This is a genomic window from Cupriavidus sp. SK-3 (genome assembly GCF_000611145.1).
Lineage (GTDB): Bacteria > Pseudomonadota > Gammaproteobacteria > Burkholderiales > Burkholderiaceae > Cupriavidus.
In genome coordinates this window covers 1-15,220 of the sequence record NZ_JFJV02000258.1, presented here as the reverse complement: position 1 = coordinate 15,220, position 15,220 = coordinate 1, and the positions used below count along the sequence as shown (strand labels likewise).

Here is a 15,220-nt window from a genome sequence, read left to right as displayed (position 1 = left end):
CGGGATGCGCCACAACTTGGCCAATCGCGTCAGCAATGCACGGGTGGGACTCGAGCAGCCGTCAGTCAGATGGCGGGCATGGATGGCGAGTCTTGATGGTGAGTATCGATGCGGACTTGCCGCTCAGGGGGAGGGCCACGGTAGTGACAAGGCCAGCCCGGTCACACGAGCAAGTCGCCTCGCCAGCGAGTCGGCGACTTGCCAAATTGCGCGCTGAACCAGCGAGAGAAGGTGCTTACCTCGGAGAATCCAACCAGGAGCGCGACCTGGGACACAGGATATCGCTGGTCCCCAAGGTAGCGGATAGCCTGGCCGCGCCGGACCTCGTTCACCAGGGAGGAGAACTCTTCGCCTTCCTGCTCAAGCCGGCGTTGCAGCGTGCGGGCGCTCAACCCGAGCTTCTCGCCAACCTTGTCAATGCCGCTTCGCCCCTGCGGCAAGAGCAGGTGGACCGCGCGGCGCACATTGGACGCCATGGAAACCTGTCTGCCGAGCAAATTCTGGTCAAGCAGTTCCCTGGCGTAGCGGGACAGGTTCACGTCGCCCAGCGGATTGCGCCGGTCAAGGTCCTGACGGTCCAGGATGATGCCGTCAAAGTCGCAGCCAAATTCGACTCTCGTGTCGAACAGCCGATGGTGGATATGAAGACTTGCGGGCGCGAGATGCGAGAAGTGTACGCTGCGCGGCTTCCACCTTCCCCCAAGCATCGATTTCATCAGGCACAGCAGCGCGCCGACCGAAAGCTCCACAGGCTGCCTGCCGGGATTCGGCCTCTCCGTAATCAGCTGCAGATGGACGATGGCGATATCATCGATTTCCTCAACGTGGACGGTAACGGATTCGCTCAGCAGGTGACGATACGTCTCCAGCTGCCCCAGTGCATGACGCAGCGTCGGCTGGTGCTGGAGCAGCAGGCTGACGGGACCGAAATCGGACAGCCGCCAGGCTTCGGCCATCAGCAGGCCGACGGAAGTGCAACTGGACGCCTGCTCGGTGGATTCGAGCACCTTGGCCAGCCAGGATTCCGGAACATGCAGGTCCGGCGAGAGGATACAAGACCGGTCGGCCCCGACGTGGCGGATCATGCGCTCCGGGTCGACACCCAAGGTCCGGGCAATCTCGGAGTACTTGACCAGAAGGGCGCTGCGAATCAGAGTACTCATTTGATCACTCAGGCGAATCCTTTGGCAGCTGAATCCCTGGCCGCCCAGGCGAGGAGCCACTGCGCATGCAATCCATCATTGGCCGGCGGCGCGGCGTTGTAGCCGCGTTGTTGCCGCTGACGGTATCCAAGCGTACGGGCGGTGTCAAGCCTGCTATCTACTATCTATATAGTAGCTGGCCCGTCGGCTCCGGTTCGCGCTCAGAACGTCTTGCGCAGGAAGCCCTGGTTGCCGCCGTTGCGATTGGGCGCGAAACCGTTCGCTTGCAGGGATTCCTCCACCGTGTCGTAGAAAACGCCGATCCTGGAGATCTCGCGCGCCTGCTTCGCGGTGGCGATCTCGCGGCCGAACTCGCGCGAGATGCGCACCAGTTGCTCGATCTGCTTCACGGTGCTGATTTTCTCCGTGCGCGACTGGTTCCACAGGCAGTCCTCGGTGCCGCAGCGCACGTGCAAGCCCATGGCAATTCCCATCATGTTGACCGGCAGCACGTTGCGCACGTTGCTTTCCACCGTGACGACCGCGCCATCGGGCACCGCGCGCATGAAGTTGCCGAGGCTGTAGACATTGGGCGTATCCATGCCGCCGGCGATGGCCACCCAGTTCATGACCAGGGGGCCTTTGTAGAAGCCGCGGCGCATCAACCGCTCCACCGACTCGAAGCTGTTGAGGTTGTAGCACTGGAATGCACTCTGGATGCCCTTGGCCGTCAGGCGGCGGACGTGCTCCTCCACCCATCCTGGCTGCGCTGGCACTGTCATTTCCTTGTAGGCGCCGAAGATGGCAGGGTTCGCGCGCGAGGTGCCCGCGAAATCCGCATCCTCGGCCTGATCGGTGACGTTCATTTGCGAGGTGTTGACGGTCACCGTGACCTGGTCCGGCGTGGGCTCCAGGTCGGCCAGCATGTGGCGGGTATCGTCAGACAGCCACTTGGCGGCCTGGCCGTCGTTCTCGGGGGCGAAGGAGATGGAACCGCCGACCTGGATGATCATCTCGGGCACCGCCTTGCGCACGCCGGCGATCAGTTCGTTGAACTTGGACAGGCGCTTGCTGCCCCGGCCATCGAGTTCGCGCACGTGCAGGTGCAGCACCGTGGCACCGGCGTTGTAGCAGTCCACCGCCTTCTGGATCTGGTCTTCCATCGTGACCGGGATGTCCTCGGGAAAGTCGTCAGGCAACCAGCCGGGGGCATAGGGCGCGGCCGTGATGATCAGGGGCTGCTGGTTTTCGGGGAAGAGGTGGCCGTCGAGGAAATTCATGGTGGTTCTCCAGGGGGAAGGGCTGCTATCGGTTTGGTCCCCTGAGTATCTTGGGCACAGGCAATTCCGGCTTGCTAATCTGGGACATTCATTTGCTTACTTGGGACAAGGGGCAGCCGGCACACCGGTTGTCGCGATCCGCAAGATTCTGTCGTGCGATGCAAAGCGCCCGGATGAGCGAGCCCACTAGAATTTGCCCGAAGGCCATATCAGAGCCGGGCCGCAGCATCGAAGCATGCCGGTTGGCCCAGGAGCCAAGAGACTCTACCAACACAACAGGAGCGAGACATGCGCATCCCCCTGATTGCACGCCAGACGCTGGCGCTCGCGATCGCAGTTGTTCCACTGCTGTCGACCGCGCCAGCGGCGAATGCCGCCGAGTGGCCAACCAAGCCCGTGCGGATCATCGTTGCCGCACCTCCGGGCGGCACGGCCGATATCGTGGCGCGCCTCTTCGCGAATGCGCTGCAAAGCCCGCTTGGACAGACCGTGATCGTCGACAACAAGGCCGGCGCAGCGGGAACCATCGGCGTCCATGGCCTGCTGTCGGCGCCACGGGACGGATACACATTCCTGCTGATTCAAAAGGGCATTGCCTCGGAAGTGCCTCACGCCATGCATGTGTCTTACGATCCGTTCAAGGACATTGTTCCGATTGCGCAGCTTACCCGGCAGGGTCTCGTGCTCGTCGGCCATCCCGGCCTGCCCGCGAAAAACCTCGGCGAACTGATCACGTATGTCAAAGCGAATCCGGGTAAGGTCGACTATGCGAATTTCGGTGTCGGCCTGCGTGGCCAGACCATCGGCGTGCAATTCAATCGTCTTGCCGGACTGACGACGGGCACCGTGAGCTACAAGGGGTCGCCGCCTGCGCTGCAAGACGTGATGGGGGGGCACGTTCCGCTTATGTTCGACGGTCCGGCAACTTCGCTTCCATTCATCAAGTCAGGGAAGCTCAGGGCATTTGCCATTGCCTACCCCAAGCGGATCCCTGCGCTGCCTGATCTTCCGACCTTCGCCGAACTGGGATTTCCCGACCTCAAGGAAGTCAGCTGGATGGCGCTCTGGTCGGCGCCGGGCGTACCGCCAGCCGTGGTGGCCAAGATGCGCGACGCCACGCTCAAGGCGATGCAATCGCGCGAGATCCGGCAGAAGATCGAAGACCTTGGCATGGAAGTCGGTTCACCGGCTACCAGCGAAGAGCTTTCCGTAGACGTGCGCGAATCCTACGAACGGCAGGGCAAGCTATTGCGCTCGATCAACTTCAAGCCCGAATGAAGATCCAGACGCGGCAGCGCTGGCGGGGGCTCAGGCAGAGTGTCAAGAAAGAGGGGGAGTAAGCGATGTTGCACGCAAGACCGGATTTTCCACCGGCGCACGTAAATTCCGGTAATGGGTCGGACGGGATTGTGTCGCCGGAAACGTCCCTCTGGTACAACCTGGAAGTCACCACGCGGCGCTTTCCCGGCAAGACCGCAATCCACTGCTATGGCTATGCGGTGAGTTTTCGCGATCTGCATGCGCAAGCGATGGCCATTGCGGGATGGCTTCAGCACGAAGCCGGCGTCAGGAAAGGCGACCGGGTGTTGCTGTATATGCAGAACTGCCCGCAGTTCATCGTTGCCTACTACGCCATCCTGCGTGCCGGGGCGGTTGTCGTGCCGGTCAACCCAATGAACAAGGCCGACGAATTCCGTCACTACGCTACGGATAGCGCGGCCCGGGTGGTCGTGTGCGCCGCGGACGCCTTCGATACAGGGATCGGCGCGGACCTGCTGTCGGCCGGCCAGGTTCAACGCGTGCTGATGACCCGCTATGCGGCGGACCTGCTTGCCGCCGATGCAGCCCCCGAGCCTTCGCTGCCGGCGTGGATGACGGCGGAATACGAAGCACCTGCGTGGGCTACCGGCAAGGTGTCGCTTTGGTCTGACGCGCTCGCAGCGGGCTACGTCCCCGCACGAGATGACGCCGAAGCCGACGACATGGCTGTCATGCCCTATACCTCTGGCACCACGGGCGCGCCCAAAGGGTGCATCCATACGCATCGATCCGTCATGCATAACGCGATCGGCAATGGCATCTGGTCGGCATGCGGGGCCGGATCGGTTGTCCTTTCGGTATTGCCATTGTTTCACGTGAGCGGCATGCAGCATGGCATGAACACGCCGATCCATTGCGGGGCTACGATTGTGATGCTGCCACGCTGGGATCGCGAGGCCGCGGGCCGGCTTATCTCGCAGCATGGCGTTACCCATTGGATGGGCAATCCAACCATGGTGATCGATCTCCTTGCCAGCGCGAATCTTGAGCGATTCAATCTCACAACCCTGCGGCACGTTGGGGGCGGAGGCGCGGCCATGCCGCAAGCGGTCGCTGAGCGTCTGAAACAACAGTTCGGGCTCAGTTACCTGGAAGGATACGGGCTGTCGGAAACAATGGCCGCAACACACAACAATCCGAGCGACCGGCCTAAACAGCAATGTCTCGGTTTGCCGACCTTCAATACGGAAGCCTGCGTGATCGACCCGACGACGCTCAAGGTATTGCCGGTCGGCGAAGTCGGCGAAATCATCGTCAGCGGACCGCAGGTGTTCAAGGGCTACTGGGGCAAGCCCGACGCTACACGGGATGCCTTCATCGAACTGGAGGGACGAACCTACTTCCGGACCGGCGATCTGGGCACCGTGGATGGGGACGGGTACTACTTCATGACGGATCGCCTCAAGCGGATGATCAACGTGTCCGGCTTCAAGGTATGGCCCTCTGAAGTCGAGAACCTGCTATACAAGCACCCCGCTGTACAGGATGCCTGCATCATCGGCACCCATGACGCCTATCGTGGGGAGACAGTGAAAGCCCTGGTTGTGCTCAAATCCACCGCGAAGGGCACGACGCCGGAAGAGATCATCGATTGGGCCAGGAAAAGCATGGCAGCCTACAAGTATCCGCGCGTGGTGGAATTCGTCGATGCGCTGCCCAGGTCCAGCACGGGCAAAGTGATGTGGCGACAGCTGCAGGAGCTGGAAAAAAGCCGTAGCGCGGCCAATGGAAAGTCATAACGCATCGTCAGGGTGCGCCGAGGCGTTGGCGGAACCTATGCAACACGTCGGTAAACTGATTCGCAGTGCCAGCCTGAACGGCTACATCGAACTGGTGGAGTCGCTCGGGCGCGATCCCCACGCCTTCCTGCGAGGGGTGGGGCTGTCGGCGCGGCTGCTCGAAAATCCCGAGACGCCGATCCCCAGCCACGCCGTGCGCGAATTGCTCGAAGTCACCGCGCGCGCCACCGGCGTGGAAGACCTTGCCCTGCGTCTGGCGGCGCGGCGCACCTTCTCCAACCTGGGGCCCATCAGCCTGGTGCTGAAGGAAGAGCCGACCCCGCGGCAGGCGCTCGACACCTTGTGCCGCTACCTGAAACTGCTTAGCGCTACGCTGATCACCCGTATCGAGGACGCCGGGCAGTCCGTCATCATTCGCGAAGACCTTCTGCCCAGCCCCGGACTGGCCACGCGGCAGGCGATGGAACTGGCGGTCGGCGTGAAATTCCGCATTCTGCGCGAACTGATCGGTCCCCAGTGGCGGCCGCTGGAGGTTTGCTTCACGCACCGCCCGCCGGTCGACGCGTCGGCGCACCGCGCCTTCTTCGGGCGCAGCCCGATGTTCAATCAGCCGTTCAACGGCCTGGTCTGCGCGGCGGCCGATCTGCAGATGCCGCGCACGCCCGACAATCCGGGCGCCGCGCGCTTCGCGCGGGACTACCTGGAGGCGGCGCTGCGGCACCGCGATGAAGGCGTCCGCGAATCGTGCCGGGAGCTGATCCTGGCCTTGCTCCCGGGAGGACGCTGCACTACCCAGCAGGTGGCGCATCTTCTGCGCGTCGATCGCCGCACGCTGCACCGCTACCTCAGCGCGGAAGGGCTGACATTCTCAGTCCTGCTCAAGCAGGTGCGCTCGGAACTGGCGATGCGCCACCTGCAAGAGAGCGACCTGCCGATCGGCGAGGTCGCCGGGCTGCTGGGCTTTTCCGCGCAGAGCAGTTTCAGCCACTGGTTCCACGCCGCCTTTGGCTGCAGCGTCTCGGACTGGCGCAAGCGGGTGGCTACCGGGTCGTGACCGCCGCCGCATCACAAACCAACTTAGCCCCGCACTCGATATTCAGTCTACGCATATAATTCTGCGTTCACTGAATTGGCCTTTCCCGAGCCGCCCATGTGGCCATTGCTGCTACCGGCAGCGCCTCCATCGCGCAGCACTGGGTACGCGTTCAATCAGCTGAATTCAATCTTGTGGCCATGTTCCACGCTGTAGGCGGACAAAGGGTGTGATTTGTCTGCCGTTGGGCGCAACGCTGGCTACTCATGCTTACGTGCCGGCTGCCTTTTGATGTCTGTTTCTGCTTCGCCCACTTCTTCCGTTGCCACTCCTGTCCCTACCCCTACCCTGAGCCACCAGGCCATCATGCGCGTGATTGGCGGGATCGTCCTGTGCATCCTGCTGGCGGCACTGGACCAGACCGTGGTGATCCCGGCGGTGCCGGCGATTGCCAACGACCTGAATGGCTTTGGCCACTTGTCGTGGATCGTGACGGCCTACCTGATCACTTCCACGGTTTCCACGCCGCTGTATGGCAAGTTGTCCGACACGTACGGCCGGCGGCGGCTGCTGATGCTGGCGATCGCGCTGTTCATCCTGGCTTCGGTGGCGTGCGCGATGGCGGCCTCGCTGGAGCAGTTGATCCTGTTCCGCGCGCTGCAGGGCATTGGCGGCGGGGGCCTGATGTCGCTGGCGCAGGCGGCCATTGCCGATGTGGTGGCGCCGCGCCAGCGCGGGCGTTACCAGGGCTACCTGGCTACGGTGTGGGCGGTGGCTTCCATCGCCGGTCCGCTGGTCGGCGGCTGGACTTCGGATCATCTCTCGTGGCGCTGGCTGTTCTGGATCAATGTGCCGCTGGGACTGCTGGCGATGTTCATGTGCCATCGCGGCTTGAGCCAGTTGCAGGTGCGCGGCGGCGCGGCGCGGGTGGACTGGGGCGGCGCGTTGCTGCTGACCGTTTCCATCGTGGCCTTCCTGCTGGCGATGAGCTGGGGCGGCGATGTCTATGCCTGGCTGTCGCCGGAGATCGCCGGCCTGGCCCTGCTGGCCGTGGCGGCAACGGCCGCGCTGGTCTGGCAGGAGCGCCGCGCGGCGGATCCGATGTTGCCGCCGCGGCTGTTCCGCAACCGTGCTTATGTGCTGGGCGTGGCGGCGTCCGCGATGGCGGCGCTGAATATCTTCCTGTGCATCTTCGCCTTGCCGCTGCATTTCCAGCTGGTGCGCGGCGCCGATGCTTCGGAATCCGGCCTGCTGGTGGTGCCGTTCCTGCTGTCCACGGTGGCGGGCAACTTTATCGTGGCCGGGCTGGCGCCGCGCCTGGGGCGGATGCGCGGCATCCTCACCGGCGGTTTCATCGCGGCGGCGCTTGGCCTGCTGGCGCTGGTGGCGGTATCGCCCGGCACGCCGCTGGTGCTGGTGCTGCTGGCGATGACGGTGGCCGGCGTGGGGCTGGGCATGGCGATGGTGGGCACCCTGATGACGGTGCAGAACGTGCTGGAGCGCCGCGATACCGGCGCCGGCACCGGCGCGCTGCTGGTGCTGCGTTCGCTCGGCAGCGCCTTTGGCGGTGCGCTGGCCGGCACCTTGCTGACGCTGGAGTTCCGCAATGCGCTGCAGGCTTCCGGCGTGAGCCAGGTCCTGGACCTGGGCGCGCTGCGCCACGGCAGCGAGGCGCTGGCCCATCTTTCGCCCGCGGTGCGGGACGTGCTGACGGGGGGCGTGGAGTCGGGCTTCCAGCTGATCTTCGCCGTGGGCGCCGTCGCCGCCCTGCTGGCGCTGGCGATCGTGCGCCGCATGCCGGACGTGGAACTGCGCAGCAGCGTGACCGAGCACGCGGCCACGCTGGTGATGGAGTAAGCGGCCGGGAGGCGGCACGGGCCGCGCCGGGCACAACGCCCGCGTCCAACCGGCGGCCAACGGCGTAGACTACGGACAGACCACTTCTGGAGTCCCGTTCATGCGCCGTCTTTCCGTTCAACGCTCACGCGCCTTGCAACGTACCGCCTTGACTGGCGCGTTGATCCTGGCCGGCGCCGCCGCTGTCGTCGCCATGCCGCGTCTCGCGCGGGCCGCGGATGCCCCGGCCGCCGGAGCGGCAAAACCGGCCGGCGCCTGCCCGGCATCGCTGAACTTCAAGTTCCCCCGCTTGCAGGACGAGGCACCGCAGGACCTCTGCCAGTACGCAGGCAAGGTCGTGGTGGTGGTCAACACCGCCAGCTACTGCGGCTTCACCCCGCAGTACGAAGGGCTGGAGGCGCTGTACGCCAAGTACCGCGAGCGTGGGCTGGTGGTGCTGGGTTTCCCCTCGAACGATTTCTCGCAGGAGCCCGGGTCTTCCAAGGAGATCGCGGACTTTTGCTACAACACCTACGGCGTGAAATTCCCGATGCTCGGCAAGTCGCACGTGCGCGGCAGCGATGCCAACCCCATGTACGCGCTGCTGGCCAAGCAGTCCGGCACCACGCCCAAGTGGAATTTCTACAAATACGTGATCGACCGCAATGGCCAGGTGGTGGGCAGCTATAACAGCATGACCAAGCCGGACGACCGGCAGTTCGTCGGCAAGATCGAGCAATTGCTGGACGGCGCGCGCTAGGCAACCGGCGTCGTTCCGGAGCGGCGCCCGCAGGCGCGGGTACGGGAACGGCGCGCCTTGCCGCCCTCGGGCGTGGCCGGACCCGCTGCATTCGGGGACCGATTCGACCGCTTATTGACCGGCGTCAAGCCGCGCAAGCGCCGCCATCGCTACTTTCGCCGCTTTGGGGAGAGACAAACGATGGCCATCACGCTATACGACGCCGGCGGGCATACGTGCCTGCTGTTTTCCGACCTGGTCGAGGAAGAGCACGGCGAGGTGGTGCAGACCAACCAGTTCCTGATTGTCGATCACGGCCACGGCGCGCTGATCGATCCCGGCGGGCACATGACCTACGGCGAGTTGTACCTTGCCATCAGCCGCTACTTTCCGCCCAAGCAGCTCGACTACGTGCTGGCCTCGCATGCCGATCCGGATATCGTCGCGTCGGTCGGGCGATGGCTTACCGCGTCCGGCAGCCGCATCCTGATCTCGCGCGTGTGGGCGCGCTTCCTGCCGCATTTCTGCCAGGCCGGCAAGACGGAAGGACGCATCGTCACCATCCCCGACGCCGGCATGCCGGTGCCACTGGGCAACTGCACGCTGCTGGCGGTGCCGGCGCATTTCCTGCACTCGGAAGGCAACTTCCAGTTCTACGATCCGGTCAGCAAGATCCTGTTCTCCGGCGACCTTGGCGCGGCCATGACCAGCGCGCGGGAGGCGGGCGCGGTGGTGGAGGATTTTGCCGCCCACACGCACGCCATGCTGCCATTCCACCAGCGCTATATGAGCGGCAACCGCGCCTGCCGGCTGTGGGCCAATATGGCGCGCGAACTGGATATCGAGTGGATCGTGCCGCAGCACGGGCCGTCATTTCGCGGCAAGGCCATGGTGGCGCAGTTCATCGACTGGGTGTCGACGCTGGAGTGCGGGCTGGACCTGCTGAGCCAGGACAATTACAGGCTGCCGCCCTTCACCGCCGCGGCAGCCTGATCCGCGCCATCAGTCGCGCGCCAGCCCTTCGGCCACCAGCGCCTCATGCACCTTGGGGCGCGCCGCCACGCGCGACAGGTAGGACTGCAGCGCGGGATAGGGGTTGAGCGGCATGTGCAGGACATTGGCCCAGTTGACGATGGCGAAGCAGTAGGCGTCGGCCACGGTGAACTGCCTGCCGGCCAGGAAATCGCGGGTGGCAAGGTGCCTGTCGAGTTCGGCGAAGCGCATCGCCACCTTGGCCTTGCATGCCTCGCGCGTGCTCTCGGCCGTTTCCTTGTGCCACAGCCACGGGCTGAAGACCTTGTGCAGCTCGGTGGAGACCAGCGTCAGCCAGCCCACCGCTTCCAGGCGCTCCCTGGTGCCGGCGGCCGGCAGCAGCGCGCTGGCCGGAGCGAGGTCCGCCACGTATTGCAGCAGCGATGCCGCCTCGGTATGGCGCGAGCCGTCGTCCAGCTGCAGCAGCGGCACATAACCGCGCGGGCTGACCGCGTAGAAGTCATCGTTGCCGTGCTCCGGCTCGGCCAGCTTGTGCGTGGCCAGGTCGACCTTGGCGAGGGTGAACGGCAGGCCGGCTTCGCGCAGCGCGATATGGACGGCCAGCGAGCAGGCGCCAGGGGTGTAGTAGAGCTTCATCGGGTTGTCCTTGGAGGTGGGATGGTTCGGTGTTTCGGGTTTCGCCGCCACGGCTTGTGGTGGCTGTGCAGGCAGTCTAGGATTGCAGTGATGCAATCACAATGCGCGTGAACGCAAGTCATGACTGCAAATTTGCAATGAACATGCCATATCAACTCTCCTCTCCCGACCTGGACATCGTGCTTGCGCTGGTACGCGGCGCCACGCTGGCCGAAGCCGGGCGCCGGCTCGGGCTTGATGCCTCCACCGTGTTCCGCGCGCTGCAGCGCATCGAGAAAGGCCTGGGCCGGCGCCTGTTCGAGCGCAGCCGCTCGGGCTACCTGGCGACGGAACTGGCGCAGCAGTTCGCCCAGCATGCCGAGCGCATCGAGGCCGAGCTGGAAGCGGCGCGCGCGCACGCCTCGGTAACGGCCGGCACGGTATCCGGCCTGGTGCGCATCACCACCACCGATACCGTGCTGCACGGCATGGTGCTGCCGGCGCTGGCGCCGCTCGGCCGCCGCCATCCGGGGCTGAGCTTCGAGCTGATCGCCACCAACGAGCTGGTCAGCCTGACCAGGCGCGATGCCGATATCGCCGTGCGCGCCACGCGGCAGCCGCCCGATCACCTGATCGGCAAATGCCTTGGCCGCTTGCGCGTGGCGGTGTTCGTATCGCGCGAACTGGCCGAGTCGGCTGGCGTGCCGGTCCCGGAGCCTGGCGCGCCGCTCGACGCGGCCGCGCTATCCGCCCTGCCCTGGATCGCGCCCGATGAGGCCATGCCCGATCACCCTTCGGTGCGCTGGCGGCGCAAGCACCTGCCGCGCGTGACGCCACAGTACCGCGTCAACAGCATCGCCGGCGTGGTGGAAGCGGTGGAGGCCGGACTTGGTGCCGGCGTCGTCTCGCTGATGATGGGCCGGCGCAGCGGCAGTCTGGTGGCGCTCAGCGGCCCGCTGGACGAGTGCGAGACGGACCTGTGGCTGCTGACGCATCCCGAGTCGCGGCATCTGCGGCGCATTGCCACCGTGGTCAGCCATCTTGCAGAGCATGTCAGGCTCGACGATTGAGGCGGGCCACGCTGTCCATGGCTTACGCCGATGCCAGCGCGGCGGGAATGGCGCTCGCGAGAAAATCGTAGACCGCGCGGATGCGCGCGCTGCCGCGGATCTCCCGGTGCACGGTGAGCCAGACCGGCAACGGCGGGATCGTCAGCTCCGGCAGCACGATCCGCACGCGCGGATCCCCGGCGGCGATATAGCGCGCGGCAAAACCCACGCCCAGCCCGGCGCGGATCGATTGCCACAGCACGATATCGTCGTCGCTGCGCACGCCGAACGCCTCGCGCGAGACCTCGACGCCCATGGCGCGGAAACCGCGCAGGATGGTGTCCCCGCGGTCATAGCCCACCAGCTCGTGGCGCAGCAGGTCCTGCGGCGTGCGCGGCACGCCCTTGCGGCGCAGGTAGTCTTCGTGGGCGCAGGCGCATAGCGGCACGCTTGCCACCTTGCGCGCGATCAGCGAGGCCTGGCTGGGCCGCACCATGCGGATGGCAATATCCGCCTCGCGCCGCAGCAGGTTGCTGACTTCGTTGGAAGACACCACCTCGATGGCGAGCTGCGGCTCGCGCAGGCGCAGGTCCGCCAGCAACGGCGGCAGCAGGAAACTCGCCACCGCGCGGCTGGCCGACACGCGCACGGTGCCCGCGACGCCCGCCTGGCCGCGCGCCAGCGTGCGCGCCACCGCATCGGCGCCCTGCTGCATGGCGCGCGCATGCCCGGCGATGGCGCGCGCGGCGTCGGTGGGCTGCAGGCCGTGCCCGGTTCGCTCGAACAACGGCACGCCGAGTTGCGCCTCCAGTTGCGCCACATGCCGCCCCAGCGTGGGCTGGCTGCTGGAAAGCCGCCGCGCCGCGCCCAGCAGGCTGCCGCTTTCCATCACCGCCAGGAAGGAGCGCATCAGCGCCCAGTCGAATTCTTCGGCCATGTTCTCTCTCTTTCCTTGCCTCTCGCGGTATTCAAAAATGAATTCGTGAGTTACCAGCTCATGCAATTGTGAGGCAGCGGGGAATTGCCCACAATGGTCTTCATCGGGCCAGCCTGTCAGCCACGCCATCCCGGCGGGCCGCGCGGGACGGGCGGCAGAGCAAGGAGAATATCGTGAGCGAAACCGTATTGATCCTCGGTGCCAACGGACGGCTCGGCCGCACCCTGGTGGATGCCTTTGCCGCCGCTGGCTGGAGCGTGCTGGCGCAGGCACGCCGCCCGCTGGCCGGCCCCGTGCCGCAAGGCGTGCGCAGCCTCGCCGTCGACGTGGCCGACACCGCGCAGTTGAGCACCGCCGCGCGCGGCGCCAGCGTGGTGGTGAACGCGCTGAACCCCGTCTACACGGAATGGGAGCAGCACGCCGAAGCGCTCGCGCGCAGCGCAATGGATGTGGCGCAGGCACTGGGCGCTCTGCTGCTCTTCCCCGGCAACGTCTACAACTACGGCGAAGCCATGCCGCCGCTGCTGCGCCCCGATACCGCCGAGCGGCCCAGCGCGCGCAAGGGCCAGATCCGTTGCCTTATCGAAGCGGCCATGCGCAAGCGCGCCCCGGCGCTGCGCAGCGTGGTCATCCGTGCCGGAGATTTCTTTGGCGGGCCGGGGCGCGGCGCATGGATGGACCTGGCGATCGCCAAATCGCTCGATCAAGGCAAGGTTGTCTACCCGGGCCCGCGCGACCGCGCGCACGCCTGGGCCTACCTGCCCGACCTGGCGCAGGCATTCGTTGCCGTGGCGCAGCGCCAGGCGGACCTGCGGGGCCATGCCGTACTGCATTTCGCGGGGCATACGCTGACGGGCGAGCAACTGGTGAGCGCGCTGGCGGAAGCCAGCGGCATGCAGCAAGCACCGCGCGTGGGCGGCATGCCCTGGTGGCTGATCCGCGCCGGCGGCGCGGTAGTGCCGATGTGGCGCGAACTCGCCGAGATGGCCTACTTGTGGAAGGTGCCGCACGCGCTCGACGGCACCGCGCTGCAAGCGCTGGTGGGCGAGTTGCCGCGCACGCCGCTCAGGCAGGCGCTGCGCGAGAGCCTTGGCGAACTGGGTTTGCGGGTGGCGGCCTGAGGGCCGTACGCGCTATTGCGTGCTAGTGCGTGTTAGTGCGTGTTATTGCGCCATGGCCTCGGCGCGCGTCATGACGCTGCCGAAATGATGCCGCCACAGCTTTACGCCCAGCGCGCCGGAAGGATCGAGAGATGAACCTACGGTGAGGTCGGACAGCAGCGTGGGCTGCAGCCCGGCATCGAACAGCGCGAATCCCGCCGCCAGCACGCATGTCTCCGTCTGTATGCCGGCGACAAGCACCCGCTCGGGCGCCAGCGCACGCAGATATGCGATCGCATCGCCGGACGGAAGATAGCCATGTTTCACAAACACGCGATCCGCCGGAATCAGGGACGCATCGCCGGTGCCCGGCGCCCAGCCAAGCTGGCGCATGAATGGCGTGCGCGCTTCGTCATGGTGCTCCACGGTCGCCACCGAGGGCATCTGGCCCACCAGTGGCAGCAGGCCATCGATCAGCCATTGCGGCGGCGAGAAGGTGGGCTGGACATCGACGATCAACAGGGCTTGTCGCAAGGTACTCTCTTAGGCGGTCGCATCGGAATGCTTGGCCGACGAATTATAAGAGATGACCGCGACAGCCCCGTCCAGCGTCACAGTTAGTCCAGCATCGCCGCCAGTGTCGGCGGCAACCCGTGATTTGGCTTGCGCGGAGGCCGCGCGAAGCTGCCCTCGGCGGCACCGACAGGCGCCAGCGCGATCAGGCTCTCGCAATGGCGGATCGCGCTCGACACGCCATCCACCACCGGCACCGGAATCCTGTCCTTGAGCGTACGCGCCAGTCCGGCCAGCGGCGCCCCCGCCACGATGATCACATCAGCGCCATCCTCCCGCACCGCCCTCAGGCTCAGTTCCTCCAGCCGCACCGCATGGTCCTCCTGCACGCTGCCGATATCGCGCAATGGCTGCTGCAACGAACGCACGCTGGCCAGCCGCGAAGTCAGCCCATTCGCCGCCACGCACTCGCGATACCAAGCCTCGATCCGATGCGAGATCGCGATAATGGAAAAACGCTGCCCGAGCAGGCAGGCGCTAGCCAGCGCCGCCTCCGTCATGCCCACCACCGGCACATTGAACAATTCCTTCAGCCCCGCCAGCCCCGGATCGCCAAACGCAGCCACCACCAGGCCATCGAACTGCCCCTGATGCTCCGCCGCCACGCAAGCTGTAGCGTAGCCCCCCACCAGCGCCTCGAAGCGCGTCTCGATATAAGCCACGCCAAACTGCGCCGTCGCCATCGTCAGCGAAGTTCCAGGCGAAGCCGTACGCGAAGCCTCCGCGCGAATCAGCTCGGTAACGCTCTCGGAGATATTAGGATTAACAACAAGAATACGCATGATCAAATCCGGAAAGAAATGCCCACCACACTTTTCATGGGCTTGACTGTGGAGTCAAGGGCTTAACGTCAAAGTCAAAACC

14 protein-coding genes are annotated in these 15,220 nt (G+C 65.5%); 8 read left to right on the top strand and 6 right to left on the bottom strand.

Features of this window, described 5'->3' with window-relative positions; translation table 11 throughout:
- Positions 1-161 precede the first annotated feature (161 nt).
- Together CF70_RS27350 and CF70_RS27345 are read right to left on the bottom strand one after the other, a co-directional pair.
- Positions 162-1,163, bottom strand: coding sequence for an AraC family transcriptional regulator (locus CF70_RS27350; protein ID WP_035872454.1), 1,002 nt, complete (start codon positions 1,161-1,163; stop codon positions 162-164).
- Between the two features lie 200 nt (positions 1,164-1,363).
- A complete protein-coding gene (locus CF70_RS27345; protein ID WP_035872452.1) occupies positions 1,364-2,422 on the bottom strand; it encodes a 3-keto-5-aminohexanoate cleavage protein in 1,059 nt (352 codons plus the stop codon).
- Between the two features lie 288 nt (positions 2,423-2,710).
- Here CF70_RS27345 and CF70_RS27340 point away from each other — a divergent pair, with 288 nt between their 5' ends.
- The 6 genes from CF70_RS27340 to CF70_RS27315 all read left to right on the top strand — a co-directional run bounded on the left by CF70_RS27340 (position 2,711) and on the right by CF70_RS27315 (position 10,082).
- The gene (locus CF70_RS27340) at positions 2,711-3,700 is read left to right on the top strand and encodes a Bug family tripartite tricarboxylate transporter substrate binding protein (protein WP_035872445.1); all 990 of its coding nucleotides are present in this window, start codon (positions 2,711-2,713) and stop codon (positions 3,698-3,700) included.
- A 65-nt stretch (positions 3,701-3,765) separates the two neighbouring features.
- Positions 3,766-5,481, top strand: coding sequence for a long-chain fatty acid--CoA ligase (locus CF70_RS27335; RefSeq protein ID WP_081862384.1), 1,716 nt, complete (start codon positions 3,766-3,768; stop codon positions 5,479-5,481).
- A 37-nt stretch (positions 5,482-5,518) separates the two neighbouring features.
- A complete protein-coding gene (locus CF70_RS27330) occupies positions 5,519-6,535 on the top strand; it encodes an AraC family transcriptional regulator (RefSeq protein ID WP_152561934.1) in 1,017 nt (338 codons plus the stop codon).
- Positions 6,536-6,880: 345 nt separating this feature from the next.
- Positions 6,881-8,371: an MDR family MFS transporter gene (locus tag CF70_RS27325; protein ID WP_035872439.1), complete on the top strand. Its 1,491-nt coding sequence runs from the start codon at positions 6,881-6,883 to the stop codon at positions 8,369-8,371.
- 100 nt (positions 8,372-8,471) lie between these two features.
- Positions 8,472-9,110, top strand: coding sequence for a glutathione peroxidase (locus CF70_RS27320; protein ID WP_035872436.1), 639 nt, complete (start codon positions 8,472-8,474; stop codon positions 9,108-9,110).
- Positions 9,111-9,290: 180 nt separating this feature from the next.
- Complete coding sequence (locus CF70_RS27315; RefSeq protein WP_035872434.1) at positions 9,291-10,082, top strand: MBL fold metallo-hydrolase; 792 nt, start codon at positions 9,291-9,293, stop codon at positions 10,080-10,082.
- Positions 10,083-10,091: 9 nt separating this feature from the next.
- Here CF70_RS27315 and gstA read toward each other — a convergent pair whose 3' ends face one another.
- Positions 10,092-10,718: a glutathione transferase GstA gene (gene gstA, locus CF70_RS27310; protein ID WP_035872432.1), complete on the bottom strand. Its 627-nt coding sequence runs from the start codon at positions 10,716-10,718 to the stop codon at positions 10,092-10,094.
- 137 nt (positions 10,719-10,855) lie between these two features.
- On the opposite strand from gstA, the gene CF70_RS27305 reads away from it, so the two are divergent.
- On the top strand, positions 10,856-11,767 hold the full coding sequence (locus tag CF70_RS27305) for a LysR family transcriptional regulator (protein ID WP_035872430.1): 912 nt from the start codon (positions 10,856-10,858) through the stop codon (positions 11,765-11,767).
- Positions 11,768-11,789: 22 nt separating this feature from the next.
- On the opposite strand, the gene CF70_RS27300 is transcribed toward CF70_RS27305, so the two are convergent.
- Complete coding sequence (locus CF70_RS27300; RefSeq protein WP_035872428.1) at positions 11,790-12,683, bottom strand: LysR family transcriptional regulator; 894 nt, start codon at positions 12,681-12,683, stop codon at positions 11,790-11,792.
- Between the two features lie 173 nt (positions 12,684-12,856).
- Here CF70_RS27300 and CF70_RS27295 point away from each other — a divergent pair, with 173 nt between their 5' ends.
- The gene (locus CF70_RS27295; protein ID WP_051649099.1) at positions 12,857-13,804 is read left to right on the top strand and encodes a sugar nucleotide-binding protein; all 948 of its coding nucleotides are present in this window, start codon (positions 12,857-12,859) and stop codon (positions 13,802-13,804) included.
- A 42-nt stretch (positions 13,805-13,846) separates the two neighbouring features.
- Here the strand turns inward: CF70_RS27295 and CF70_RS27290 are convergent, their stop codons facing one another.
- Entirely contained in the window at positions 13,847-14,317 is a 471-nt protein-coding gene (locus tag CF70_RS27290) for an isochorismatase family protein (protein WP_035872425.1), read from the bottom strand.
- An 83-nt stretch (positions 14,318-14,400) separates the two neighbouring features.
- The gene (locus CF70_RS27285) at positions 14,401-15,138 is read right to left on the bottom strand and encodes an aspartate/glutamate racemase family protein (protein ID WP_035872533.1); all 738 of its coding nucleotides are present in this window, start codon (positions 15,136-15,138) and stop codon (positions 14,401-14,403) included.
- Positions 15,139-15,220: the final 82 nt, after the last annotated feature.

Coding starts and splice junctions, on each gene's coding strand:
- CF70_RS27320 (WP_035872436.1), top strand. CDS start 8,472: ATGCGCCGTCTTTCCGTTCAACGCTCACGCGCCTTGCAACGTACCGCC.
- CF70_RS27340 (WP_035872445.1), top strand. CDS start 2,711: ATGCGCATCCCCCTGATTGCACGCCAGACGCTGGCGCTCGCGATCGCA.
- CF70_RS27315 (WP_035872434.1), top strand. CDS start 9,291: ATGGCCATCACGCTATACGACGCCGGCGGGCATACGTGCCTGCTGTTT.
- CF70_RS27350 (WP_035872454.1), bottom strand. CDS start 1,163: ATGAGTACTCTGATTCGCAGCGCCCTTCTGGTCAAGTACTCCGAGATT.
- CF70_RS27325 (WP_035872439.1), top strand. CDS start 6,881: ATGCGCGTGATTGGCGGGATCGTCCTGTGCATCCTGCTGGCGGCACTG.
- CF70_RS27305 (WP_035872430.1), top strand. CDS start 10,856: ATGAACATGCCATATCAACTCTCCTCTCCCGACCTGGACATCGTGCTT.
- CF70_RS27300 (WP_035872428.1), bottom strand. CDS start 12,683: ATGGCCGAAGAATTCGACTGGGCGCTGATGCGCTCCTTCCTGGCGGTG.
- CF70_RS27285 (WP_035872533.1), bottom strand. CDS start 15,138: ATGCGTATTCTTGTTGTTAATCCTAATATCTCCGAGAGCGTTACCGAG.
- CF70_RS27330 (WP_152561934.1), top strand. CDS start 5,519: ATGCAACACGTCGGTAAACTGATTCGCAGTGCCAGCCTGAACGGCTAC.
- CF70_RS27335 (WP_081862384.1), top strand. CDS start 3,766: ATGTTGCACGCAAGACCGGATTTTCCACCGGCGCACGTAAATTCCGGT.
- gstA (WP_035872432.1), bottom strand. CDS start 10,718: ATGAAGCTCTACTACACCCCTGGCGCCTGCTCGCTGGCCGTCCATATC.
- CF70_RS27345 (WP_035872452.1), bottom strand. CDS start 2,422: ATGAATTTCCTCGACGGCCACCTCTTCCCCGAAAACCAGCAGCCCCTG.